The 25,545-nt window shown below is 49.7% G+C and carries 18 protein-coding genes; 12 read left to right on the top strand and 6 right to left on the bottom strand.

Annotated features, from left to right (window positions below; translation table 11 throughout):
* The first annotated feature begins 81 nt into the window (after positions 1-81).
* Positions 82-2,622 carry a M14 family zinc carboxypeptidase gene (locus tag M2404_RS13625; protein WP_259240300.1) on the top strand — a complete coding sequence of 847 codons (2,541 nt, stop codon included), beginning with the start codon at positions 82-84 and terminating at the stop codon, positions 2,620-2,622.
* On the opposite strand, the gene M2404_RS13630 is transcribed toward M2404_RS13625, so the two are convergent.
* A complete protein-coding gene (locus M2404_RS13630; protein WP_259240301.1) occupies positions 2,619-3,332 on the bottom strand; it encodes a ComF family protein in 714 nt (237 codons plus the stop codon). The genes M2404_RS13625 and M2404_RS13630 overlap by 4 nt on opposite strands.
* A 46-nt stretch (positions 3,333-3,378) precedes the next feature.
* Between M2404_RS13630 and bioH the strand changes: the two genes are divergently transcribed.
* The 7 genes from bioH (at position 3,379) to M2404_RS13665 (ending at position 14,594) form a co-directional block, all read left to right on the top strand.
* On the top strand, positions 3,379-4,131 hold the full coding sequence (bioH, locus tag M2404_RS13635; RefSeq protein WP_259240302.1) for a pimeloyl-ACP methyl ester esterase BioH: 753 nt from the start codon (positions 3,379-3,381) through the stop codon (positions 4,129-4,131).
* Positions 4,132-4,234: 103 nt separating this feature from the next.
* The gene (locus tag M2404_RS13640; RefSeq protein WP_259240303.1) at positions 4,235-4,540 is read left to right on the top strand and encodes an excinuclease ATPase subunit; all 306 of its coding nucleotides are present in this window, start codon (positions 4,235-4,237) and stop codon (positions 4,538-4,540) included.
* A gap of 5 nt (positions 4,541-4,545) precedes the next feature.
* Positions 4,546-5,430, top strand: a complete 885-nt coding sequence (locus M2404_RS13645; RefSeq protein ID WP_259240304.1) for a putative metalloprotease CJM1_0395 family protein — start codon at positions 4,546-4,548, stop codon at positions 5,428-5,430.
* A 345-nt stretch (positions 5,431-5,775) separates the two neighbouring features.
* Positions 5,776-6,942, top strand: a complete 1,167-nt coding sequence (locus tag M2404_RS13650) for a metallophosphoesterase (protein WP_259240305.1) — start codon at positions 5,776-5,778, stop codon at positions 6,940-6,942.
* A gap of 258 nt (positions 6,943-7,200) precedes the next feature.
* Positions 7,201-9,954 carry a TonB-dependent receptor plug domain-containing protein gene (locus M2404_RS13655; RefSeq protein WP_259240306.1) on the top strand — a complete coding sequence of 918 codons (2,754 nt, stop codon included), beginning with the start codon at positions 7,201-7,203 and terminating at the stop codon, positions 9,952-9,954.
* A gap of 61 nt (positions 9,955-10,015) precedes the next feature.
* Positions 10,016-12,382, top strand: coding sequence for an alpha/beta hydrolase family protein (locus M2404_RS13660; protein WP_259240307.1), 2,367 nt, complete (start codon positions 10,016-10,018; stop codon positions 12,380-12,382).
* 97 nt (positions 12,383-12,479) lie between these two features.
* Positions 12,480-14,594, top strand: a complete 2,115-nt coding sequence (locus tag M2404_RS13665; protein WP_259240308.1) for a winged helix-turn-helix domain-containing protein — start codon at positions 12,480-12,482, stop codon at positions 14,592-14,594.
* 44 nt (positions 14,595-14,638) lie between these two features.
* Here M2404_RS13665 and M2404_RS13670 read toward each other — a convergent pair whose 3' ends face one another.
* Positions 14,639-16,957 carry a Tex family protein gene (locus tag M2404_RS13670; protein ID WP_259240309.1) on the bottom strand — a complete coding sequence of 773 codons (2,319 nt, stop codon included), beginning with the start codon at positions 16,955-16,957 and terminating at the stop codon, positions 14,639-14,641.
* A gap of 125 nt (positions 16,958-17,082) precedes the next feature.
* Positions 17,083-17,628: a transcription elongation factor GreB gene (greB, locus tag M2404_RS13675; protein WP_405047785.1), complete on the bottom strand. Its 546-nt coding sequence runs from the start codon at positions 17,626-17,628 to the stop codon at positions 17,083-17,085.
* A gap of 102 nt (positions 17,629-17,730) precedes the next feature.
* Between greB and ompR the strand changes: the two genes are divergently transcribed.
* Positions 17,731-18,456, top strand: coding sequence for an osmolarity response regulator transcription factor OmpR (gene ompR / locus M2404_RS13680; protein ID WP_215398942.1), 726 nt, complete (start codon positions 17,731-17,733; stop codon positions 18,454-18,456).
* Positions 18,457-19,761, top strand: coding sequence for a two-component system sensor histidine kinase EnvZ (gene envZ / locus M2404_RS13685; RefSeq protein ID WP_259240310.1), 1,305 nt, complete (start codon positions 18,457-18,459; stop codon positions 19,759-19,761). It begins immediately after the preceding gene.
* Between the two features lie 38 nt (positions 19,762-19,799).
* On the opposite strand, the gene M2404_RS13690 is transcribed toward envZ, so the two are convergent.
* A complete protein-coding gene (locus M2404_RS13690) occupies positions 19,800-20,357 on the bottom strand; it encodes a hypothetical protein (protein ID WP_259240311.1) in 558 nt (185 codons plus the stop codon).
* Between the two features lie 18 nt (positions 20,358-20,375).
* Positions 20,376-22,625, bottom strand: a complete 2,250-nt coding sequence (locus tag M2404_RS13695) for a S8 family serine peptidase (protein ID WP_259240312.1) — start codon at positions 22,623-22,625, stop codon at positions 20,376-20,378.
* A 367-nt stretch (positions 22,626-22,992) separates the two neighbouring features.
* Here M2404_RS13695 and M2404_RS13700 point away from each other — a divergent pair, with 367 nt between their 5' ends.
* Both M2404_RS13700 and M2404_RS13705 read left to right on the top strand, forming a co-directional pair.
* Positions 22,993-23,919, top strand: a complete 927-nt coding sequence (locus M2404_RS13700; protein ID WP_259240313.1) for an ABC transporter ATP-binding protein — start codon at positions 22,993-22,995, stop codon at positions 23,917-23,919.
* A complete protein-coding gene (locus M2404_RS13705) occupies positions 23,916-24,677 on the top strand; it encodes an ABC transporter permease (RefSeq protein ID WP_092795334.1) in 762 nt (253 codons plus the stop codon). Before M2404_RS13700 ends, M2404_RS13705 begins: the two co-directional genes overlap by 4 nt.
* Here M2404_RS13705 and M2404_RS13710 read toward each other — a convergent pair.
* The gene (locus tag M2404_RS13710) at positions 24,667-25,542 is read right to left on the bottom strand and encodes a hypothetical protein (RefSeq protein ID WP_259240314.1); all 876 of its coding nucleotides are present in this window, start codon (positions 25,540-25,542) and stop codon (positions 24,667-24,669) included. The genes M2404_RS13705 and M2404_RS13710 overlap by 11 nt on opposite strands.
* Positions 25,543-25,545 lie beyond the last annotated feature (3 nt).

The raw sequence follows: 25,545 nt of genomic DNA on the forward strand, positions 1-25,545 counted from the left end.
TCCTGTTTCTTTGAAGCCAGCCCCGCTTGAGTTTTGCCGCCTGATCTGGCTAACTTAGCCGCAGCCAAAAGGATATCATTTATGAAATATTACATTACCCTGAGCGCTTTTCTGCTCAGTTTTTGCAGTGCCGCAGCTACTACATATGTGCCAGCGGTGACAGATTCAAGCCTGCCAGCACCACAACAGGTACTGGGGTTTCAGGTTGGTGAGTGGCATGCGCGCCATGACCAGATCCAGCGTTACTTTGAACAACTGGCAGCCGCGTCTGGCCGTGCCCAGTTGGAAGTAATTGGCTACACGCATGAGCAACGGCCTTTGCTGCAGATGATCATATCATCTGAGCGGAATTTGCAGCGGCTGGATCAAATCCGCCAGCAGCATATTGCCGCTGCGCGCCGTGGAGAAGCCTCTGGCAGCGATGCTCCGGTGATTATCTGGCTGGGTTACAGCGTGCATGGCAATGAGCCCAGCGGTGCGAATGCCGCTATTTTGCTGGCTCAGTATCTGGCTGCTGCCAATAATGATGAAGTGCGCAACTGGCTGGATAATGCCGTTATTTTGCTGCAACCCACACTGAACCCGGATGGTCATGACCGCTTTGCACTATGGGCCAATATGCATAAAGGTGCATCACCGGTAGCAGATCCACAGCACCGCGAGCATAACGAACCGTGGCCAAATGGCCGGCCCAACCATTACTGGTTTGACCTAAACCGTGACTGGTTATTATTGCAGCACCCGGAAAGCTGGGCCCGTATCGCCCAGTATCAGCAATGGCTACCCAACGTGGTGGGCGACTACCATGAAATGGGCACCAACAGCAGTTACTTCTTTCAGCCGGGTATTCCCAGCCGCAATTACCCGTTAACGCCTAAGCGTAATTTTGAGCTAACCAGTGTACTGGCAAAATACCATGCTGCGGCTTTAGATCAGGCCGGGCAGCTGTATTACACCGAAGAAAGTTTTGACGATTTTTATGTGGGCAAAGGCTCTACCTATCCTGATATTCAGGGCAGCGTTGGCATTTTATTTGAACAGGCCAGTAGCCGTGGCCACCTACAGGACAGTATCAATGGCCCGCTAAGTTTCAGTGCCACTATTCAAAACCAGCTTACTACCTCTTTATCGACTATCCGCGGTGCGGTAGAGCAACGGCGTGAGCTGTTGTCTTATCAGCAGGAATTTTATAAATCTGCGCTGCAGCAAGCGAAAAACAGTAAAGTTAAAGGCTATATGCTGACCGAAAGTGCGGATCAGACAAGATTGGCTGCACTGCTGGACATACTGCAACGCCATCATGTTGAGGTGTATCAGTTAAGCCGCGACTGGCAGGAAGACAACGAAAAATACCCGGCGTTCAGCAGCTACTATGTGCCACTGCAACAACCCCAATACCGGCTGATTAAAGCAATGTTCAGCACAGAGAAAAACTTCCCGGATAACACCTTTTATGATGTGTCGGCCTGGACTTTACCCCATGCTTATAACATAAGCTTTGATACAGTAAACCGTGAACCGGCGCAATCGGGTCTGAGCGAAACCTGGCAAACCCGCCCGGCTGAGCCAGCAGTGTTGCCCACTGGTGCCTATGCTTATGCGTTTAGCTGGCAGGACCAACAAGCACCTTTGCTGTTACATGCCCTGTTAGCTGAAAAGCTGGTAGTGCGCTCTGCCATGGCAAACTTTACTGCACTCAGTGGCAATGGCGAAGTTAGCCTGCCTGCCGGCACTATGGTAATTGCTGCAGGCTTGCAGCAGCAAGATGACTGGTTTAACCGTTTGCAACGTGTACAGCAACGTTTCTCGCTGCCGGTGTATGCCATTAATTCTGGCCTAACGCCGCAGGGCAGCGATTTGGGCAGCCATAATTTTGCGGTAGTTAATTTACCCAGGGTATTACTGATGGCCGGGCCGGGTATTAATTCGACCGAAGCCGGTGAAGTCTGGTACAACCTGGAGCGGCTGGCAGGCGTATCACCATCAATGGCTGAACCGCAGCAGTTAAGGCAATTAGATCTTACCCGGTATAGCCATATAGTGCTGCCGGATGGTAACTACAGCAGCTGGCGCGACAGTGAAGTGAGCTTGTTAAAACAGTGGCTGGATAACGGCGGTGTACTGTGGGGCCATAAGCGTGGTGCAGCCTGGCTGGCACAAACCGGTTTGCTTAAAGCTGATGTATGGCAGGGTGCGGAGATGAGCAGTCTTATTCCAGCCAACGACCTGAGTTACAAAGACAAAGAGTTGTTGGCAGGCAAACAACGTATTGCCGGGGCTATTTATCAGGCCGAGCTGGATTTAAGCCACCCGCTGACATTTGGTTATACCCGCACCACCTTGCCGGTATTTAAAAACAGCACCTTCCTGTTGCAGCCATCAGGATTCCCTTTTGTTAATGTGGCATTGTACAGCGCTGCGCCGCAACTGGCCGGTTACACTGCGCCAGAGTATGTACCACGTATTGGCCAGAGTGCAGTTTTGCTGGCGCACAATGTCGGCAAAGGCCGGGTGATAGCCATGTCTGACAATCCGGTATTCCGGGGTTATTTTTATGGCTCAAGCCGTTTATTGGTAAATGCACTGTATTTAGGCAGTAGTTTCAGCACGGCGGTAAATTAGTCTGCCAGCGTTACTGCTATGGTCCACAGGCTGATCTGCTTAGCGCCATGGCGGCGTAGCAAACGGCACAGCTCATTGGCGGTAGCGCCGGTGGTAATAACATCATCCACCAATGCCAGGTGGGCAGGTACAGTAAACTCAGGGTGCAGGGTAAAAGCATAACGCAGGTTAGCCTGGCGCTGTTTGCGGCTAAGGCCAACCTGAGCTTTTTGTTTGCCAGGGCGTTGCAATAACGGCAGCAGCGGTATGCCGAGGGTTACCGCCGCTGTTTTTGCCAATAGTTCTGCCTGGTTAAAGCCCCGTTTGCGCTGTCTGGCAGGGTGCATGGGCACATACACTACCGCTTCAGGCAATTGCTGGCACTGTGCTTTGTATAATGTCAGTAACGCTGCAAATTGCTGTTGCAACAACTCTGCAGCACCATAATCCTGTTGAAACTTCCAGCGCTGTAACCAGTGCTGATAAGGCTGCTGGTAATACCCAAGGCTGAGCAGGGTGTCAAACCCCGGTTTTTTCAGGCCTCTGCTTACCTGCGGCAGCCACAACAAATTAAAATGACAAAGCTGATACGGCAATTGCGGCAATGCTTGCTGGCAACAGTGGCAAAGCTGGCAGCCGGAGCTGTGTACCGGTAAACTGCACCACAGGCATGGCGAGGGCAGCAGTAGGTGCCACATGCGGCCAAACTGAGACAAAAGCTGCTTTAGCAAATCAAACTCCATTTTAATTTACAACTTTGTAACTATGGCAGGGAAAATGACTTCAGACAAACCGGTATTGGTATTGTTACATGGCTGGGGAGTAAACCAGGGCGTCTGGCACGGTGTAGTGCAACAACTGGAAGACCAACTGGACGACAAAATGCAGTTACTGACACCGGACTTACCCGGCTTTGGCTTATGCCGCGACTATCCGCAGCCTTATCAACTGGATGCTGTGGTGGATATGCTGGCGGCGCAGATCCCGGCGCAAAGTTATGTGTGTGGCTGGTCGTTAGGCGGCCTGCTGGCTATAGCGCTGGCGCACCGTTACCCGCACAAAGTAAAACAGCTGGGTTTAATTGCTGCTTCGCCCTGCTTTATGGCGCAACAAAACTGGCCCGGTATGGCAGAAGCCATTATGCAGCAGTTTGCTCATGCGTTAAGTGAAAACCTGCCACTTACCATTGAGCGTTTTCTGGCTATTCAGGCTATGGGCAGCAGCAGCGCCCGCGCAGATATAAAAGTACTGAAACAGGCCATAATGGCATACCCAATGGCAGATATCGCTGCGGTGGAAGGTGCATTGCAATTGCTTAAACTTGACCTACGACAGCAGTTTGCGGCATTAACCCAGCCTGTTGCAGGCTTTTTTGGCCGCCTGGATTCGCTTGTGCCGGTAAAAGTGACTGATTTACTGCAACAGTTGCAGCCGCAAGGCCGGTTTGTCGTGGCAGCTCATGCATCGCACGCGCCTTTTATTTCACATCAGGACGAGTTTATCCAATGGCTCAGGCTGTGGCTTAACTGAATTCTGTGGTACAGCTAAAGTGCTGTACTCAGGGCTGGCTTTCTTTTTAGCGGGTTTTGGTTAATAATTAACCATTATCAGCAGATGTTGCAGGAGTTGTACCATGGACATTCAATCCGCGTTGTATTCAGGCATGCAGGGGTTTCAGCGTGCCAGTGCCGGTGTCACGGATGCGACAATTGATATTAATCGCCAAACCCGTGCTAACCGGCTGAATGAAACTGAACAGGCCGTTACACCAACCCAGGCTACAGAGCAGCCGCGCCAGATACAAACCGCTGAACAACCCGGCTCACTAACCAGCAGCTTAGTGCAGTTAGGCCAGGAAGAGCGTAACGCTCAGGCTAATGTAAAAAGTATTCAAACCGCTGACGAGGTATTGGGTACTGTGATTGATATCCGGGTCTGAGCACAATGCTGGTATCACATTATCCTAATGTCAGTATTAACACCGCCAACCCGCCAACGGAGATGGCGCGGCGTGATGCTGTACGGCGGGATTTATTTGAGCCGGTAAAAGAAACTGCCAAATCCGGTGCAGAAAAACCGGCTGCTAGCGATGAAAAAGCCCGGCCCGGTGGTAGCAGCGGGGCTCAGGTTAGCCTGTACGACGCCAGCGGCAAAGAAACAGAAACGCAGCAGGCGATAGATGGTCGTGGTGAAAACTCTGATAGCCAGCAGCAAGACGGGAAAGGTGAACAGGCGCCAAAGCAACAAGCCGAACAGCAGGAACAACAAGAGATCCGCGAGCTTAAAGCACGGGATCAGGAAGTAAAAACCCATGAGCAGGCTCATGCGGCAGTGGGAGGCCGTTATGCCGGTGCACCAGGTTACACTTACGAGCTGGGCCCTGATGGCAAGCAGTATGCTGTCGGCGGTGAAGTACAGATAGACATTTCGCCGATACCTGGCGACCCTCAGGCAACAGTACAAAAAATGCAGCAGGTACGTGCTGCTGCCTTGGCCCCGGCAGAGCCTTCGGCGGCAGACAGACGTATTGCAGCAGAAGCCGCTCAGCGCCAAATTCAGGCACAGGCCGAACTGGTTAAGCAAAATTCTGCCACAGGGCAGAGCAACGGAGCTGAACAAACAACAACCGGTACCGGTTTTGCTGAACAGGTCGCGCAAACCGATATTAGCTACAGTGTGTCAGATGATAACGGTGGCAGCACCGCAGTGTACCCGCAGCGCGATACCCTGGCCAGCTCAGCGCAAATGCAACTGCGCCGTAATGTTATTGCCGGTTATTATCAGGCTGCTACCGAGCCGCAGATCAAACAATCTCTACAACAGGCTTAACCTTGCTTTATATTGCTAAATAGCTAAACCAAAACTTATAACCAATGAATTTCAAGATGCACGTAGGCGGCAAGTGAGTGAATCCCCATGAGCATAGCAATACTATGTGATTGGGGTGAGTGAGCGCAGCCAACAACCGTGCATCTTGAAAGACGAAGGTTATATAACCTTATGAATCATATCAAATAGATTAACAATAGATAATAAAACGGCTGAAAATAGTGCTGCTGACACTGGCTGTTGATTGTTCTGCCTGCCTTCTTACTTCATGCTGCCTGCCACACTGCCTGGCGATGTCTGTGCCTGCAGTAATCTATTTATCTGAGTACAACACAGGAAAAGACTATGGTTCGATGGATATTCAGTTTTATTATCATTTTCCCGGTTCTGGCATATTGCTGGTATTTGTATGACAACAGCATAAACCCCAATGAAATGCCTGCTTCCATTCACAATGAACCGGCAACGCCGGGCTTAAATACTGCTTTGGACGACGGACCCTATGCTTTTTTCAGCAAGAATGATCAACAACTTGAGCTGAAATGGGTGTGTAACGAACAACTGATTGAAAAAACACAACAGGTAACCGAGGTTATTAAACCTGTTTGTGCCTACCCCAGAGAAATCAATGTTCGTCAGCAATACGCGCTGGAGCCATTGTTTCGTTACAGTGCAGAGAAACTGGCAGTGATTAGCGATGTTCACGGCCAGTATGACGTTATGACACAGCTACTTACTGCTAATGCAGTAGTTGATAGCCAGCTGAACTGGGCGTTCGGTAATGGTCATCTGGTGGTGGTGGGTGATGTAATGGACCGTGGCGATAAAGTAACGGAGATTTTGTGGTGGTTGTATCAGTTAGAGCAACAGGCCGCAGCGGCAGGTGGCAGGGTGCATTTGCTGTTGGGCAACCATGAAACTATGGTGCTGTACAATGACTTACGCTACATCAATAAAAAGTATCAGCAGGTTGCCACGCGTCTGGGTACTGATTATACCGGGCTTTACAATGAAAACTCCGTATTGGGCCAATGGCTACGCAGCAGGCCTGTATTAGCACAGGTAAACGATATGTTGTTTGTACATGGAGGCCTGCATCCGGACTATCTTTCGCTGGGCATGTCGATGTCGGAAGTTAATGAGCAGTTCCGGCAATCGTTAGGCATTGCCCGTGATAAGTTGAAAGAGGTGCCGGTGCTGAACTTCTTATATGGTTCGTTGGGGCCCTTATGGTATCGCGGTTACTTTCGTGAAGAGAACGCCGTGACGGAGCCAGTATTAACACAACTGCTATCTACGCTGAATGTAAATAGAATAGTGGTAGGGCATACCTCAATGGATGGTGTGTTCTCACACTTTGGTGGCAAGGTTATCTCTGTCGACAGCAATATTAAACACGGTAAAGGTGGTGAAATATTACTGTGGCAAGCCGGTGTTTTACTACGTGGTACTGTGTCCGGTGAGCAATTGCCAATGCGTACTTTGTTGGAAAAAGACATTCAGGCTAATTAAATACCCCGTTTCCTTCTGGCATTTTGCCGCTGTTTATTTTGCAGTGGCATTTCTATCGTACTGATTAATAAGTGATAGATATTAAATAGAGTTAGAACTGGTGAAGAAAGGAGTTGGTTGTCATTGCATTGACATACACCAGAGAGATAAACCTGCTCAGAGTAAGCCGGTGGTTTTTCCGTTGCTGGTTTACCTGCCTGATAGCGCGTCAGGATGTTACATACAAAAATTCAGTGACAAGAACTTGGGAATAACATAATGAATAAAAACACACCAGTGGCTCTGGCCATTAAAACAGCAATGCTGACAGGGTTGTTTGGCAGTGTTGCTTTTACCGCCGGCAGTTATGCACAGGAGACGGCAGCAAATGCCGTAGAGCGTATTGAAGTAACGGGGTCCCGTATCAAACGTACAGATATGGAAGGCGTTGCACCTGTTACTGTTATTACAGCTGAAGATATGGAGCTCAGTGGTTTTAGCAATGTAGAAGAGGTGCTGCAGGCGTCTGTAGCCAATGCGGGCCGTACCATTGAAGGCAATGAAAGTAGCTGGACACAAGGTGCCACCACCATCAACCTGCGAGGCATGGGCGCCAACCGGACATTAGTGCTGGTAAATGGTAAGCGCGTACCACAATATCCGGCTGCAACAGGGGGTACGTCAAACTTTGTTGATACTTCTACCTTTCCGACCAGCGCAGTAGAGCGGGTAGAAATTCTTACCGGTGGCGCTTCAGCTATTTATGGTTCAGACGCTGTAGGCGGTGTGGTTAATATTATCCTGAAGAAAAAGTATGACCGTACTACTTTGAACCTACGCCATGATAACCCACAGCACGGCGGACGGGATCGCACTAAGGCATCGTTAACTTCTGGCTTTGAAACCCGGCTTGGCCAAACCATGCTGGTGCTGGAATACAGTGATGATGAAATTCTACGTGCAGGGCAGCGTAACTTTACGCAAAAAGGCGGCCCTGACGGTACAGACACTCACAGCTCTACTTCTGCTTATCTGCGTGATTACGACAAAGTGTTTCATAACGTTGGCGTGTCAGGCTCTGCGGCCAGCTACATTATGGCTAACCAGCAGCAGTGTGCAGACCTGTTTGGCGACCGTGGCATCTGGAATGACGAAGAAAGCCGGTACAAGTGCCGTTATGATGCAACAACGGACGACGGTCTGCACCCTGGTAAGAAAGAATACAATCTGGTATTGAACCAGTCTGGTGAGTTAAGCAGTAACTGGCAGTATAACCTGTTGCTGCAAGGCAGCGATAAAGAAACCACCCGTGGTAATGGCCAGAAAAGCGTTAGCCCGACCTTTTATATGGATCGGGATAATCCGGGCAACTACAGCTATAGCGCAACAGACTTTAATCGCACGCGTGAGTTCCGCGTTTACCGCCGGCTGGATGATTATGGCCAGATCCGCGATTACACCGGCAAAGAAAAGAATATGAACCTGTCGGCTGGCATTAACGGCCAGATCGGTGACTATGATCTGGAACTAAGCTGGGCATACGGTAAGAGTAAGTTTGACCGCTATGGCCGCAATCAGATGCGGGCAGACCGGCTGTTGGATATTATCAGCTTTAACCCGGCAGATTCAGCCGATCCGGATAAATGGTATCCGCTGGATAAGATGACACCGGAGCAAGCCGAGTATTTATACGCGGAAACACTGACGGATGCCGGATCGGGTATGAACCAGGTACAGGCAGTACTGACCGGTGATCTGCTGGATACCGCCAACGGTCCTATACAGTTTGCAGTATCTGCAGAATGGGCCCGTGACTGGTATTACGACAACAAAGACGAACATACGCTTAGCGGCAATTTGTTAGGCCAGGGTGGAACTCATGGCCGTGGAGAACGCAAACGCTATGCTGCTGCCGGTGAGCTGGCTATTCCGGTATTGGACCGCTCATCAGGTTTAGGCAAAATGGACGCCAGCATTGCCGTGCGTTATGACAAGTATGACGACAAATCAGATGTGGGTGGGGCTCTGACACCACAGGTAGGGGTGACGTATCAGCCGCATGAAGACTGGTTGCTAAGAGCAAACGCCGGTCGCAGTTTCCGGGCGCCGGATTTACACCGTATGTATGCAGGTGTCAGCCGTTCGTTTTCCAGTACCACTATTAAGGTTGACCCTAACCACCCGGTTGGCCTGGATGACAACTATGATTCTATCAGTGCTGGCAACCTGAATCTGTCGGAGGAAAAAGGCAAGTTCTGGAATATTGGCGTGGTAGGGCAGTTAACCGAAAGCATCAGCACTACAGTAGATTTCTGGCGTATTTCGCTGGATGGCGCCGTATACACTGAAACTGTTGACCGGATTTTGCAAAATCCTGCCTACGACATGACCGGACAAGCGTCATCTTGTAATGATCTGACGTCTATCGGCTATATTACACAGCAATTGCCGGGACAGGATTACCGCGATGTTTTATGCGTACGCCGCGGTATTATTAACAGTTCTTACGAGTCTTCTCAGGGTATTGACGGCGAGCTGGCTTACAACCTGGATCTGAACAGCTTTGGTAAATTCCGCTTAAAAACCAATTTGTCCTATACCATGAAAAAAGAGTATCAGGCATTTGATGGCGGCGAGCGGGTTGAAGAAACACAAGATGACTACCTGCCAGCATGGAAGAGTACGGTATCGCTGAACTGGAGCTTGCAAGATCTGAGCGTAAACCTGAGCTGGTATTATCTTGGCACTGCAGAAGGCTGGAGTACCTGGACATTGCCTGACGGCACTGGTAACAGCTATCAGGAGCGGGTCTGGAGTAAGCTGGATGCGAACAAAACTCTTAACCTGAACAGTAGCTACCGCTTTAGCCGGGACACCAAGCTTACATTAGGCATTAATAACCTGACCGACAACATGCCGCCAGTTTATGCCGAAGGTCACCCCAATCGTAATGATCACCCGTATTACCGCAGTAACATGGGCTACAACGTGATTGGCCGCACCTTCTATGCTGCATTGGAACACCGTTTCTGATTGTAAGCTGTTTGTTTTAGCCCCGGTAACGGGGCTTTATTCTTTTTAAGGTTAGCAACTGATGTACCGTATTGGGTTATTTTTATTTTGCTGCTGGTTTTTACCGCCAGCAGTTGCTTCAACATACCAGCAACCGGATCAGCGGCTGGTGCAACTGGTTGATGCGGGCTCCAGCATTGATTGGCAGGTATCGGCCAGTGGTAACTGGTTAATTCAAACTGAAACAGCGGTTAACCCGGCGTTGGAGGTTATACAGCAACACTCGGTTGGGCTGGCAGGGCTGCATATTAATCTGGCCCAGCTTAGTGCCGGTTTGGGCCGGGGTTATCAGCAAATCAGTGTGCAGCATCTGCAACAGCAAAAGCGCTATCAAATCGTGGCGCAAGCTCATCAGCGCTTGTTTAGCCCCCGTTTATCACCAGACGACAATTGGCTGAGTGTAGTAGTGGCAGAACAGAATGGGCTGTTTATCGAACTGCTTGAGCTTAAAAACGGTAAACGTAAACGGGTACGTCAACGGCTGAATGCTGTGTTGGGTATTCAATACCAGTGGTTAGCTGACAGCTCCGGCCTGATTGCGGCAGTGGCGCCATCCGCCAGTACACCAGCCGAACCTGCGCCAGGTTTGCAGCCGAAAGCACGGGAAACCACCGGTAAAAAAACAGCACTACGTACTTTGCAGTTATTGCTGCAGTCAGAAAGCGATGCAGCTTACTTTGAACAGTTAATTCAGGCAAAGCTGGTGCGAATTTCAACCCGCCTGAAAAGCACTGTTATTGCCGAGCTGCCGCTACACAGCTTTTCACTATCGCCGGACAACCGCTTTATTCTGACACAGCGTATTGTCAGGCCTTATTCCTATCGTGTGCGTTATAGCAACTTTCCGCGCCAGGCCGAGGTGTATAACCTGCGCGGTGAAAAAATAGCAGAGGCTGGCGAGCTGGCGTTGCATGAGAGCAGCAAAACCAGAGATGGGCGGCGTATCATAGCCTGGCAGCCTATGCAGCCTGCAACCTTATACTGGGTAGAAAAAAGTGATGACAAAGCCAGCAAAGACGCGCTCTGGCAGTGGCCAGCGCCTTTTTCTGCGGTACCGCATAAGTTGTATGATACTGCCTGGCGTTTTCGGCGTGTTTTATGGTCAGACACTGCACTGGCTATTTTATATGAAAGTGATTCTGACACCGACCAGGAGCGAGCCTGGTTTTTTCCTGCCGGTTTTGCCAGTAATCCTCAGCTTTGGTATCAGCGCAATAGCAAAGATCATCAGGCTTTGCCGGGAGAGCCGGTAATGGCTAATAACCGCTATCAGCAGCGGGTAATTCAGCAAACAGACAGCGCTGCTTTTTTTGCCACACGGCGCAACAACGCCTTGCAGGCAGAGCTGCATACAGTGCAGCCGCAATCCGGTGAGCAGCAGCTTATCTGGCGCTCTGCCAGTGACACCGAAGACACTATGCTGCAAATGTTACCGCTCGGTGGCATCTTATTTACCCGGCAAACGCCAACACAGCCGCCGGAGCTATTTAAACTGGATACAGATGGCACGACATTAAAGCTGGTGGCCCGGCACCACCCGGCACCGGCTTATCAGCAGATAACGCAGCAATGGCTGGAATATCAGCGCTCTGATGGCGTTAAGCTTAGCGGCAGGTTATATCTGCCAGCCGGGTATGATGTCTCAATGGGGCCATTGCCGGTGTTAATGTGGGCTTACCCGCGGGAATATGCGTCGGCAGAACTGGCCGAGCAACGCACCGTGCCAGAACAACGTTTTGTCAGTTTCAGGCCCAGCAGTGCCCAACCTTATGTTGCCTTGGGTTATGCAGTTTTTGATCAAGTGAGCATGCCTGTTATCAGCAAAGATGCGGCTTTGCCAAATGATGATTTTTTGCCACAACTTACTGCAAATGCCGAAGCTGCCGTTGACACTCTGGTAAAGCTGGGGGTTGCCGAGCGGGGTAATATTGCCGTTGGCGGGCACTCGTATGGCGCTTTTATGGTTGCTAATCTGCTGGCGCACACCGACCTTTTTTCTGCTGGTATTGCCCGCAGTGGTGCATACAACCGCAGCCTTACCCCATTTGGCTTTCAGTCAGAAAAGCGCAATTTGTGGCAGAACACCGCGCTATATAATCTCATGTCACCGTTTTTGCACGCCGATCGAATGGAGGCGCCATTGCTGCTGATCCACGGTGAAGCCGATGCTAATTCAGGCACTTTTCCACTGCAATCAGAGCGGTTGTTTGAGGCTATGCAGGGGCTTGGCAAAGTTGCCCGGTTGGTTCTACTGCCCTATGAGGGGCACCATTACCAGGCCAGAGAATCGGTTTTGCATGTATTGTGGGAGCAGCAACAATGGCTGGCCAGGCATCTTACTGCTACGCCGGCAATGCAATTACTGCAGCCAGAAGCGCTGGCAGAGTAAGCCTGGCTGCTTTGTTAACAATGACAGCTGTTTTTCTGCCCGCCTGTGGTAAAATCCGGCGGGTAAACCTAAGCAGGAAAACCTGGATCGGGAAAGCATGACAACGCAGCAATCTTTTTATCTGGCTGAACTGTATGTTAATCCGGCTGAACTAAGCATTCAGGCCCCGGCGGGGCAACAAACATCTGTGCAGCAAAAGCCGATGGAAGTCCTGGCTTTTCTGGCACAGCAATACCCCGCACTGGTTAGCCGCCAGCAGTTAATTGACACTGTCTGGGCCGGTAATAACTATGTGGGTGAAAAAGCTCTGACTAACGCAATATGGCAGCTGCGCAATCTGTTTGAGCAACTTGCCGAGACAGAGCTTATAAACACGGTCAGAAAAAAAGGGTATCGCTTAGCAGTAGCGCCGGTTTATCAGCCCGGCGTTGTTAAAACCGCAGAGCCTGCTCTGGAGGTGGAGGAAGCTCATACTAGCAATACGCGCACTGTACGCCGTAGCTACAGCGGGTTTATGGTTGCCGGGCTGGTTATACTGGCCCTGATAAGCGTGGCTTTTTATTACCTCTTTAACCCGCCTGATAACACCGAGCCAGAGGTTTCTCTGCTAACCAAAGGCAGTGGCCGTGCCATGTTTCCGGCGTTGTCGCCGGATGAACGCTATCTGGTGTTTAGCTGGCGTAAGTTTGAAGCCTCCAGTGATTTATACCTGCTGGACTTGCAGGATAATAGCAAGCCGCCACGGCAGCTAACCTTTAGCATAGATGACGAGAGCCGCCCACTGTGGGCAAAAGATGGCAGGCATATTTATTATTCCAGCAAAACGGCTGTATATGGCGAATGCTACATTATGCAACTGGATATCATCACCTTACGCAGTGAAAAACTTGCTGCCTGCAACCGGCACAGTACAGTGTATATGGATATTTCTGCAGATGGACGTTATCTGGCTTTTAACGGCAGTGTAACGCCGGAAGGGGCCAGCCTGTATCAACTGGATTTACAAAACCCTGAGGCCGAGCCGCAGCCTGTGCCATGCCAGCATAATTGTCAGTACCGGGTCCGTGATTTGGCGTTTTCACCTGATGGCCGGTATCTGGCAATAACCCGTCGCGCTCACCGCCTGTCTGAAGAAATTTATCTGCATAATCTGGCAACTGGTGAAGAGCATAAGCTTACGTCAGGTGAAGAAGATATTATGGGGTTGGTGTGGCACCCCGATGGCAAGCGGGTGTTGTATGCTGCTTTACGGCATGGCAAACGGCAGGGATTTATCCTGAATGTGGCCGATACCACTACCGTATCACTTGATTTGGATGATTTTGCCTGGCCAAGCCGTATTACCGCCAGCGGTGACGTGTACTACCACAACAGCAGTAATGTACCGCAGCTGGGATACCTGCCATTAAACAAAGGTGTGACCGGCGCGGTGTTTCCGCTTACCGCCGCCGAATCCCGCTACGAAGCGCCGCATTACAGCAAGGCTCAGCATGCTCTGGCTTATGTCAGCAACGAGTCTGGCTATATGGAAATATGGCGGGCTGATGCTTATATGGAAAACCGTCAGCAACTTACGCGCCTGCATGGCATGGTTAAATATCCGCAGTGGTCTAATAACGGCCGTTATATTGCATTTGTTGGCCGTTTTCCGGCAGAAGAAGAAGATAAACTGATGCTGCTTGAGGTCAAAACCGGCCGGTTAACGCAACTGAAAACCGGCGCCCGCTGGCACGGCCAAATTAGCTGGTGGTATGACGATAGTGCAGTCATTTTCTCGCATGGCAGTAATTTGTTCAGTATTAATCTCAGTAGCGGCGATATCAACCAACTGACAGTAAAAGGCGGTATTGGTGCACAAATGCCGGCTGCAGATCGGTTTTATTTCAGTAAAGGCCGCAACCGGGGCTTATGGCAGCTGTTGCCCGATGGTAGTGAGGTGCAACTGCTGCCCGGCAGTGTGTTCAGCTCCAGAACGGCCTGGACTGTTGCAGAGCAGGGGATTTATTTTTTGCAGCAAAAGCCTGACCAGTTACTGGTAAGTTACTATGATACCGGCAATGGTCAGCTGCAGGATGTTATTTTGCTACCGCCTGATTTACTGCATTTGCTCAGTATTATGAGCTTTGATGCAGAAAATCAGCGGTTGCTGTTTGAATTATCTGTGCACCCGCGGGCAGATATTCATAAGCTTAGCCACCCGTTGTTGCATTAAATTGCAGCTCTGCCGTTATTAAGCAAAGCTGCTTAGCGGCAATATTATTTTTTCAGCTTGGCAAAGGCTTCGGCAAATGCATTGCCCATTGCTGCGTTATTATCTGCCGGTTTAGCCTGGCGCGGTGCGGCAGCTTTATTGTGCTGTGGGCGTGCGCCGGTTTTGTCGGTTGCTTTATCTGCATTTTTCGGCGCTGGTTGTTCGTCCATCCGCATGGTAAGCGCAATACGTTTGCGTTCAATATCCACATCCAGCACTTTTACTTTTACTACATCACCGGCTTTGACTACCTGATGCGGATCGCTGACAAACTTATCGGTCAGCGACGAGATATGCACTAAGCCGTCCTGATGCACGCCTATATCAACAAAGGCACCAAAGTTGGTAACGTTAGTTACTACGCCTTCGAGCAACATGCCGTCTTTCAGATCTTTTAATGTTTCTACGCCATCTTTAAAGCTGGCGGTTTTAAACTCCGGGCGCGGATCCCGGCCGGGTTTATCCAGCTCTTTTAAAATATCGCTAATGGTAGGTACACCAAAATGCTCGTCGGCAAAGGTTTTGGCATCAATACTTTTTAAGAAGCTGCTGTTACCAATGATCTGCTCAACCGATTTCTGATGCGCGCTGATAATTCTTTCTACCAGCGGATAAGCTTCAGGGTGCACTGATGAGGCATCCAGCGGGTTTTTACCGTTGTTAATGCGTAAAAAGCCTGCAGCCTGTTCATACGCTTTTGGCCCCAGCCGTGGTACTTTTAACAGCTCTTTACGCTCGTTAAAGCGGCCGTTGCTGTCGCGGTAGAACACAATATTTTGTGCCAGCGTTTTATTTAAGCCCGCGACACGGGCCAGCAGGGGTACCGAGGCGGTATTTAAATCTACACCTACCGCGTTTACGCAGTCTTCTACTACGCCATCGAGAGATTTCGTCAGCAGGCTTTGGTTAACGTCGTGCTGGTACTGGCCCACGCCAATGGCTTTGGGTTCAATTTTTACCAGTTCGGCCAGCGGGTCCTGCAGGCGGCGACCAATAGATACCGCACCGCGCAGCGATACATCTAAATCAGGGAACTCCTGCGCCGCCAGCTCAGAAGCAGAATAAACAGAAGCGCCGGCTTCTGATACCATAATTTTCTGGATTGGCTGGCCAGGCAGTGCTTTGATCACATCGGCGGCCAGTTTGTCGGTTTCACGTGATGCGGTGCCGTTACCTATGGCAACCAGCTCTATTTTATGTTGCTGACACAGCGCTACCAGAGTACGCACTGATTTATCCCACATATTTTGTGGCGCATGCGGAAATATAGTGGTTTGGCTAAGCAACTTACCGGTTTCGTCAATGGCGGTTACTTTAACGCCGGTGCGCAGGCCGGGGTCCAGTGCCAGTGTGTTGCGCATACCGGCAGGTGCGGCCATAAGCAGGTCTTTTAAGTTACGAGCAAATACTTTAATGGCTTCTTCTTCGGCTTTTTCGCGTAGCTCGCTCAGCAGGTCATTTTCTAAGTGCAGGTGCAGTTTTACTTTCCAGGTCCATTGTACTGCGGTGTGTAAAAACGCATCTGCAGCGCGGCCTTCGTCTTTAATATTAAAGTGGCTGGCCACCATTTGTTCGCACAGGCTGTGGGCCGTTTCTTCATTGGCATCGGGTACTAACTGCAGTTGCAGTACTCCTTCGTTGCGGCCGCGAAACATAGCCAGCGCGCGGTGCGACGGTGTGGTTTTCCAGCTTTCTGTATGGGCAAAGTAATCGCGGAACTTGGCGCCTTCCTGCTCTTTACCGGCAACCAGGGTACTTTTTAATACCGCATGTTGTGCCAGATGCTGGCGCAAGCGGGCCAGCAGGTTAGCGTCTTCGGCAAAGCGTTCCATCAGAATATATTTAGCACCATCAAGCACGGCTTTTACATCAGCAAAACCGGCCTCAGCATTGATAAACGCACTGGCTTCTGTTTCCGGAATTAACTTCGGATTGGCCTGCAGCGCATCAGCCAGCGGCAATATACCGGCTTCAATGGCGATCTGCCCTTTGGTGCGGCGTTTGGCTTTATACGGCAGATATAAATCTTCCAGCCGGGTCTTATTGTCTGCTGCCAGTATGTCTTGTTTTAACTCAGCGGTTAATTTGCCTTGTTCGTCTATGGTTTTTAAAATTACCTGGCGGCGTTCTTCCAGCTCACGCAGGTAAGTTAAACGCTGTTCCAGGTGCCGCAGCTGGGTATCATCCAGGCCGCCGGTTACTTCTTTACGGTAACGGGCAATAAAAGGCACTGTTGCACCTTCTTCCAATAATGCGATAGTTGCTGAAACCTGCTCTGGGCGGGCGGCAATTTCTGCTGCAATTTGTTTAACAATCATAGACATAAACAAGGAGTTCCTGATTAAAAAGCACCGTTAAGGTGAAAAGCATCAAACTAAAAACACGGCAATATTTGCCGATTGTCCACTTTGTGGGGCAAAAAATCCAATCCGGCGCTGTGGTGTGGCTATTATTTGTAGCGTATTTGGGTAATAAACCACAGTTTGTTGCCGGTTGGCGTATGTACCAGCACTTCATCATCTACCGCTTTTTTCAGCAGTGCCCGCGCCATGGGTGAGTCGATAGAGATATAATCTTTGCGGCCGTATATTTCATCCGGCCCGACAATACGAAAGCTCAGCTGTTCGCCCTGTTCGTTTTCAATTTCAACCCAGGCACCAAAAAACACTTTGCCATCCTGCTGTGGCGAATAGTCTACCACGCGCAGCACTTCCAGCCGTTTGCGTAAAAAGCGGATACGGCGATCCGTTTCACGCAGCAGCTTTTTATTGTACTGGTAATCCGCATTTTCACTACGATCACCCAGGCTGGCGGCCCAGGCCACTTTGGCGGTAACGTCGGGGCGTTTTTCCCGCCATAAATAATTCAGCTCATGTTGTAAGGCTTCAAAGCCCTCACGGGTAATTAAATCGGTGCGCATTGTGTTGGTGTCGTCCGGTAAAAGCAGGGCGGAATGGTAGCAGCTTTTGCCGCCGCCCTGCCAGCGATATGCCACTGTTGTACAGCAGACAAACTTTGTAACATAAAGAAGCGCCAAGGTTTTTCGCCGCAGCGGTTTTTTCGTTTATAGTGAAGCAAATATTGTGGAGGCTTCACTATGGCCAGTTCAGAAACCCCGAAAATTCTGGTAGTTGATGATGACATGCGTTTACGTGCCTTGCTGGAGCGCTATTTGGTTGAGCAGGGGTATATAGTACGCAGCGTAGCAAATTACGAGCAGATGCAACGCCTGATGGAGCGGGAAAACTTCCATTTAGTGGTGCTGGATTTGATGCTGCCGGGAGAAGATGGCTTGTCTATTTGCCGCCGCCTGCGCCAGCAGGAAAATGAAATTCCGATTATTATGCTAACGGCAAAAGGCGATGAGGTAGACCGTATTATCGGCCTGGAAATGGGTGCCGATGATTACCTGCCCAAACCTTTTAATCCGCGTGAGTTGCTGGCGCGCATCCGGGCAGTAATGCGGCGCAAAAGTAAAGAATTACCGGGGGCCCCCAGTCAGGCTGAAGGGATAGTGGAATTTGGCCCGTTTAAATTTAACCTGGCCACGCGTGAAATGCGCAAAGGCGAGCAGTTATTACCGCTTACCAGTGGTGAATATGCGGTACTAAAAGTGCTGGTAAGCCACCCGCGCGAGCCGTTATCGCGTGACAAGCTGATGAACCAGGCACGGGGCCGCGATTATTCCGCTATGGAGCGCAGTATCGACGTACAGGTATCACGCTTGCGCCGCATGTTAGAAGACGACGCCGCTAACCCGCGTTATATTCAAACGGTATGGGGCCTGGGGTATGTGTTTGTACCGGATGGCAGCGTCAGTTAAATGCGTTGCCTGCCGCGTAGTGCCTTTGGCCAGACTGTTTTCCTTATCGGCCTGTTGCTGCTGATTAATCAGTTAGTGTCTTATCTTTCGGTGGCGTTTTATGTGATAAAACCCACCACCCAGCAAATTAACCACCTGATTGCCAAACAAATTAAAGTGGTTTTTATTGATGTCGGGCATCAGCAGCCGGTGTTGTCCCATGAGCTGACAGAACGTTTTCGCGAAGCCACCGGCATTGAGGTGTATACCGAGCAGCAGGCATTACAGCAGGGCCTGGCAGAAGCCAGTTACTATGGTTATTTTTCTGATCTGATGTCGCGTGAACTGGGCGGTGCCGCTGAAGTGCGGGTAGCACAGGGCGAAACCTACGCCTTTTGGGTAAGGCCGCCACAGGCACCACACTACTGGGTAAAGGTACCACTTACCGGGCTGGATGAAACCGACTTTTCGCCGCTGACATTTTACCTGCTGATGATAGGTGTGCTCAGTGTCGGCGGCGGCTGGCTGTTTGCCCGCCAGTTAAACCGGCCACTAAAAAGCCTACAGCAGGCGGCATTGCAGGTCGGCGGTGGTGAGTTTCCGCCGCCTTTGCCAGAGCATAAAGGCTCTACCGAAATTATTGCGGTAACCAAGGCCTTTAATTATATGGCACGCGGCATCCGCCAGCTTGAGCAGGACAGAGCCTTACTGATGGCCGGGGTATCGCACGATTTACGTACCCCGCTAACCCGTATCCGGCTGGCGTCGGAGATGATGCAAGAGCCAGACAACTGGATTCGGGAGGGCATTATCAACGATATTGAAGATATGAACGCCATTATCGACCAGTTTATCGACTACCTGCGCCACCATAAAGAAGAGCCCGGTCAGAAAGAAAACCTTAATACCCTGGTACGTGAACTGGTGCAGGCCGAGCATTTACAGCAGCGCCATATTGCCACCGTGCTGGCAGATAATTTACCCGAAGTGATATTAAGGCGGATCGCCATAAAGCGCCTGCTAAATAACCTGCTGGAAAACGCCCTGCGTTACAGCGATGGCGATATTGAAATAACCACCGGTTACGAACGCAACCGCAAACGTATTTACCTGCAAATCCGCGATCATGGCCCCGGCATACCGGAAAACCAGATGAAAACCATGTTTGAACCCTTCACGCAGGGCGATGTGGCTCGTGGTAGCGGTGGTTCAGGCCTGGGGCTGGCTATTATTAAAAAAATAGTCGATATGCACCACGGCGATATAACACTGCATAACCATGCTTATGGTGGTTTGGTGGTAACGGTGTATTTGCCCGTAAGATAGACATTAAAAAGCCCTGCAATTGCAGGGCTGAATGGCGGTTACTGATTAGTATATTTCTTCTCGAGAATATCTAACCGCGCAGTACTGACCAGGCCAGATGAATTGATTTGCTCTACTAAAGCGAGCAGATCAACATCATTTTGCGGTTGCACGATATACACTCCAGAACTGCTGGCAGAACGAATTATTTTTAGCTGAAACTGCTGTAAAAGGTCGTTGATCTCTGCATTCCTGCTACTTAATACGCTGATATTGCCGGTAATTACGCCAAGTTCTCCAGTGATGGCATTACGCACCACCGCATTACGACGAAACTCTGCCAAGCGCTCAGTGTCAGTGCTGGCTGCTCGCGCGACCAGTGTCATATTACCAATGTCTTTTTTGCTGACTGAACGGTCTGCCAGTGCTTGTGGGACGGCAACTAACTCACTTTGTAGCTGGTAGGTGCCATATTGTGGAGATGTGCTTGCAGCCACACTGGCTTTCTCCTTCACATTTGGCTCCAGCCCAAGCAATTCTGCTTTGTTGTCCTGTGCATTGGCACTGTGCATAGTAAGGCAAAGGGTAGCCGCTAAAATTGATATATTGTACTTCATGGTTTATTCCTTTGTCTGTTAATAACCAAATACCCGGATGCCGACGCCCTCTAGCACCGAATCCTCAATATTGTTCTTATAACCCTCTGGCCACATGGCGTTGGTTACTGCGTAATCCGTCGCACTGGTGTCTAACAGACGTATTGTCCAGGTGCCTTTACCATTTTCACCATAGAAAGCATTAGATAAAAAGACAGAGTTTTTCAGTATATATCCTTCACTGTAACCTGCAGAAAAATCTACCGCTGGATCAGCGATTGCCTGTTTGGAGGACAACAATATACTGGTAGTTCCGCTTGGTGAGGTAACTTCAATTGCGAGATCGATACCTGCTGTGGTCTGGCTTGTCAGGGTATCTGATCTCAGCTCAGCATTGGCAACATCAAAAGCAAATTGAACACCTTCAATGGTAATATCATCAGTAAGCTCCAATGTCGTTACCGTGCCCCCTGCATTGTTATCCGGAATTGCCAGCGCCAGCGCAGGCTCATCCGCCTGAGTGCCTGCTGCTATCCATGGTGTGATTATTTGTGTTGGTAAGGCAACACCATAGTTTTTCGCCATTGCTACTGCAGCCCCTGCATTAACACGGCCAAAGCCATACAGATTGTTATGACTATAGCCTGCAGCATTTTCAACCCAGCCCAGATGCGCGGCAAATTTGTCTGCGCCTATTTCCAGCTCTACCACTGCATTGTCGGCATCAACTTTAGTACTGGTTTTTACCAGGATATTTTTGATATCACGGTAAGAAAGGTTCGGATTAGCACTGTGAATTAAGGCAATAACACCAGCCGCATTGGGTGCCGCTGAAGAAGTACCATTAAATGTACTGGTGTAATTGCAACTGGGGTTTTCCGGATGCCCGGGATAGTTAAACGGGGTGAAAGCGGCATCATACTCTGCCCAACCACCGGCATCTACGTATGGGAAACTGCTATAACCGCGTAGACAAGTCATCTGATCAGTGGTAACCATCGCTGGTGCCAGATCTCCATATTCTCCTGCCGGCGCTGAAATCAGCACATTCGCACCCGCCGTAGAGTAACTGGTGTGTTTGCCGTTAGAGTTTACTGCCGCAACAGAGAAATAGAATGGTGTATTTTGCGAAGGTTCAAAATTGCCATTCAAACAAGTAAGGCCCAGCTCATTGGCTGCAGTACAGATAGAGCCAACCCAACTATTGTTGCCGGGGCGCAGAAAGCTGTTACCACTGGATTTGGTATTTACGGCACCTAAACCAGAACGCAGTTGTGTAGCCGAATATTCCTGCACTGCCTCTTCAAATAAATCATAAGAAATAACAGCAGGGTAGCTGATACCATAGCTACGGTTGAAAACGGTTAAAGGCTCACTTTCAGTGATGCCGCTGCCTGGAATGCCGTGACTTAAAGCGCCATTTAAATCAGACTGAGCTTGTAAATAGTTCATGCCAATTAGCTTGGTATGCGGTGCAACGCCGCGTCCACCCAAGCCATTCCAGCCTTCAGCAGCTATCAATCCTGCAACACTGGTTCCATGATCACCCAAATTGCTCGTCGATGTCGGATCGGTTACGTTCAGTGAGCCTGGGATCAAATTCAGTGAACGATTGGGCAGAATATTTGCTGCCAAATCTTCGTGTGCAATTTCCAATCCGGAGTCAACTACAACAGCAATACTGCCCTCACCGGTAACACCTTGTTGGTAAGCCGCTACTACATTCATGTCTTCGCCCGGCACCAACATATCAGCATCAACTCTGGCAGCGATCCAATCGTCAGCAACCTCTGGTTCGAAACCTGCTTCGGCGATCAGAAACGCCCTAATTGCCTCCAGATTTAACGAGTATGCAGCCTGCCCGGTGTTGCGCAAATGCCATTGCTGATAAGCCAATGGATCTGATACCGGTGCAGCAATATTTAGCGATGCAGTAGCGGAAAGGCTACCGTCGCTGACCGTATATTGTATTGTGGTAGCTTCGTCGGCCAGTGGCAGGTAGCTAAACGTTGTGCCCTGCACAGTCAGAATGCCGTAACGTAAAGTATAAGTGCCTTGTGAACCAGTAACAGCTGCTCCGTTTTCGCTAATAGAGGTAATTTGCAGTGAGTCTTTCACATTCGCATCACTAACGGCAAAGTTACCCTGAACGGGGAGCCAGCTTTGAGTTGCATCAACGGATACATTCATGGCTTCGGGTGCAATATTTTTACTACCACCGCAGGCGGTGACAGATAAAGCTACGGCTACTGCTATACCGCTTAATCTGTATTTATTGGCGTTCAACATGTTCTTCCTAATTCATAAGGTGTATTTTTATTATTTTCCATAACACAATTTTACAGGTGTAAAAAAATGTGACGGTTTATCGAGCATATATTCAAAAGTAGGCTGTTTAAAGCATTTTCTTAGTGTCCACGTCATTTTTTTAGGTTTTTTTGTAAATTATTAATCATATTTTGATGATGTTGTGTATAAAAAATAGACGGTCCGCTTTGCAGGTAGATAAGGGTTTATTGTTATTCAGATAACAGAAAATGTGCTTGATCTAGGGTTACCTTGATGTTTTAGCCTCTGGTGCTGTTTTACTACTGCCAGCTTCTGGCAGGGGTTAAGCTAAACTGTTAGCGGCAATTTCAAGGTTATAGGGGGTAAAGTGCAAGCTATTATTCAGGTAAACAATTTAGGCAAAACTTATCCGTCCGGTTTTCAGGCGTTGCAAAACATTGAATTGGAAATCCGCCGTGGTGAAATCTTTGCTTTGCTGGGGCCGAACGGTGCTGGCAAAACGACTTTAATCAGTATTATCTGCGGCATTGTGAACCCGGGTGAGGGCACTGTACTGGTAGACGGCCTGGATATAGTGCAGCAGTACCGCAAAGCCCGCCAGCGTATTGGCCTGGTGCCGCAGGAGTTGTCGGTGAGTATCTTTGAAACGGTGTGGGATACCGTTAGCTTTAGCCGTGGCTTATTTGGTAAACCGGCTGATCCGGCCTATTTGCAGCAACTGCTGCGCGATTTATCGTTGTGGGATAAAAAAGACAGCAAAATTATGACGTTGTCCGGCGGTATGAAACGGCGGGTATTAATAGCCAAAGCGCTGGCGCATCAGCCACAAATTTTGTTTCTGGATGAGCCTACCGCCGGGGTAGATGTAGAGCTGCGCCGTGATATGTGGCAGATGATCCGCCGCCTGCGCGACAGTGGCGTGACTATTATTCTTACCACCCACTATATTGAAGAAGCCGAAGATATGGCCGACCGTATTGGCGTGATCCGGGCTGGTAAGTTGATCCTGGTAGATGACAAAACCAGCCTGATGCAAAAACTGGGTAAGAAGCAATTGCTGTTGCAATTAACCACACCATTACAGCAAATCCCGGCGGCGCTGGCTGGATACCAGTTACAGTTATCGGCGGATAATAACCAACTGATATACACCTATGATGCGCAGCAGGAGCAGGCTACTATCACCAGCTTGTTACGCCAGCTGAATACTCAGGGCATAGAGTTTAGTGATCTACACACCAGAGAAAGCTCGCTGGAAGATATTTTTATTGGCCTGGTAGGAGATGCCGCATGAATTTCTACGCCATTAAAGCCATTTACCTGTTTGAGTTAGCGCGTACCTGGCGCACGCTGATGCAAAGTATTGCTTCGCCGGTGTTATCTACCTCGTTGTATTTTATTGTGTTTGGCTCTGCTATCGGCTCACGGATGGTAGCGATAGACGGCATTAGCTATGGTGCCTTTATTGTGCCGGGCTTAATTATGCTTACGGTGCTGACAGAGAGCACATCGAATGCCTCTTTTGGTATTTATATGCCCAAATTCTCCGGTACCATTTACGAGATTTTATCGGCACCGGTGTCGGCGGTGGAAATTATTCTGGGCTATGTCGGCGCGGCAGCCAGTAAGGCGATTTTGCTTGGGTTAATTATCCTGTTTACGGCGCAGTTTTTTGTCGATTTCAGCATAATGCACCCGCTGTGGATGCTGACATTTTTAGTACTTACCGCGATTAGCTTTAGCCTGTTTGGTTTTATTATTGGCGTGCTGGCTAACAGCTTTGAACAACTGCAAATAGTGCCGCTGATGGTGATCACACCGCTAACCTTTTTAGGTGGCAGCTTTTATTCTATTAGTATGCTGCCGCCACTGTGGCAGCAAATAACGCTGTTTAACCCGGTGGTGTATTTAATCAGTGGTTTTCGCTGGAGCTTTTACGGCGTGGCAGATGTGAATGTTGGCTTGAGCCTGGCAATGATTTTGCTGTTTATGGCCAGTTGTATTGCAGTAATTTGCTGGATTTTCCACACCGGCTATAAAGTTAAGGTGTAACCCCGTGAACAGTTGGCAGTGCAGCTGCCAGCTGTTCACTCAGCGCTTTAACAATAGCGTGATCCTGCCAATACAGATTATGCGACAACGGATTCCAGCTGGCGGTTAACCAACTGAAAAAACCACCGCCGCTGGCGTTAATTTCAATATCGGTTACCAGGGCGGCATAGCCGTCTGATAACTCAGCCAGTGGCCAGCCCAATACATCGTCTTTGTCGTAATAGTTGTGCCAGATAAAAGTATTGTTGGGCTTAGGGAATGGAATAATTTGCTCCATGGCGTGGGCGGCAACAAAGATTGGAATATTACAGCCGGTGGTAACAAGGCCAACCAGACGATCACCGTGCAAGAATGCAATATCCTCATCAGTTAGCCGGTTATCGCCGCTGATAGCTGCCTGATAGCGCTTTATATCCCGCCAAATACCGGCTGCCGGTTTTAGCCCGGCTTTGGCTTGCTGCGCATCCCATAAATAGCATGACAATACATGGCAACCCAGAGAATGCGCCAGTAACATCAGCTTGCCGTTGGCGGTTAACTGCTGCTTTGCCAGATACAGTGCACGGGCTATTTTCAGCTGGCTGTAATGATACAAACTATGCGGTTGCTCTTTGCGGTATTCCAGCGCTGCGGCGTCGGCGAAGCCAAATAACATAAAGCGGCGCAGTTTGCTCCAGCGCAGGCGTGAACCGGTAGCTTGCCACACCCGCTGCTCGTTGTACTGCAGTAAGTCCTGATAATACACGGTGCCGCAGTATAACTGTGCAGTGGCAACGGCTTGCTGTAACCGGGTAAAGAGTTTGTCAGCATAATCTGGCTGTGTTTCGCCCATGCCATGAATCGTCACCAGTGCTACGGTTTTCATTGC

Source organism: Rheinheimera pacifica (genome assembly GCF_024809855.1).
Taxonomy (GTDB): Bacteria; Pseudomonadota; Gammaproteobacteria; order Enterobacterales; family Alteromonadaceae; genus Alishewanella; species Alishewanella pacifica_A.

Coding starts and splice junctions, on each gene's coding strand:
- M2404_RS13660 (WP_259240307.1), top strand. CDS start 10,016: ATGTACCGTATTGGGTTATTTTTATTTTGCTGCTGGTTTTTACCGCCA.
- M2404_RS13710 (WP_259240314.1), bottom strand. CDS start 25,542: ATGAAAACCGTAGCACTGGTGACGATTCATGGCATGGGCGAAACACAG.
- M2404_RS13705 (WP_092795334.1), top strand. CDS start 23,916: ATGAATTTCTACGCCATTAAAGCCATTTACCTGTTTGAGTTAGCGCGT.
- bioH (WP_259240302.1), top strand. CDS start 3,379: ATGACTTCAGACAAACCGGTATTGGTATTGTTACATGGCTGGGGAGTA.
- M2404_RS13695 (WP_259240312.1), bottom strand. CDS start 22,625: ATGTTGAACGCCAATAAATACAGATTAAGCGGTATAGCAGTAGCCGTA.
- M2404_RS13655 (WP_259240306.1), top strand. CDS start 7,201: ATGAATAAAAACACACCAGTGGCTCTGGCCATTAAAACAGCAATGCTG.
- M2404_RS13625 (WP_259240300.1), top strand. CDS start 82: ATGAAATATTACATTACCCTGAGCGCTTTTCTGCTCAGTTTTTGCAGT.
- envZ (WP_259240310.1), top strand. CDS start 18,457: ATGCGTTGCCTGCCGCGTAGTGCCTTTGGCCAGACTGTTTTCCTTATC.
- M2404_RS13665 (WP_259240308.1), top strand. CDS start 12,480: ATGACAACGCAGCAATCTTTTTATCTGGCTGAACTGTATGTTAATCCG.
- M2404_RS13640 (WP_259240303.1), top strand. CDS start 4,235: ATGGACATTCAATCCGCGTTGTATTCAGGCATGCAGGGGTTTCAGCGT.
- M2404_RS13670 (WP_259240309.1), bottom strand. CDS start 16,957: ATGTCTATGATTGTTAAACAAATTGCAGCAGAAATTGCCGCCCGCCCA.
- M2404_RS13645 (WP_259240304.1), top strand. CDS start 4,546: ATGCTGGTATCACATTATCCTAATGTCAGTATTAACACCGCCAACCCG.
- M2404_RS13650 (WP_259240305.1), top strand. CDS start 5,776: ATGGTTCGATGGATATTCAGTTTTATTATCATTTTCCCGGTTCTGGCA.
- ompR (WP_215398942.1), top strand. CDS start 17,731: ATGGCCAGTTCAGAAACCCCGAAAATTCTGGTAGTTGATGATGACATG.
- M2404_RS13690 (WP_259240311.1), bottom strand. CDS start 20,357: ATGAAGTACAATATATCAATTTTAGCGGCTACCCTTTGCCTTACTATG.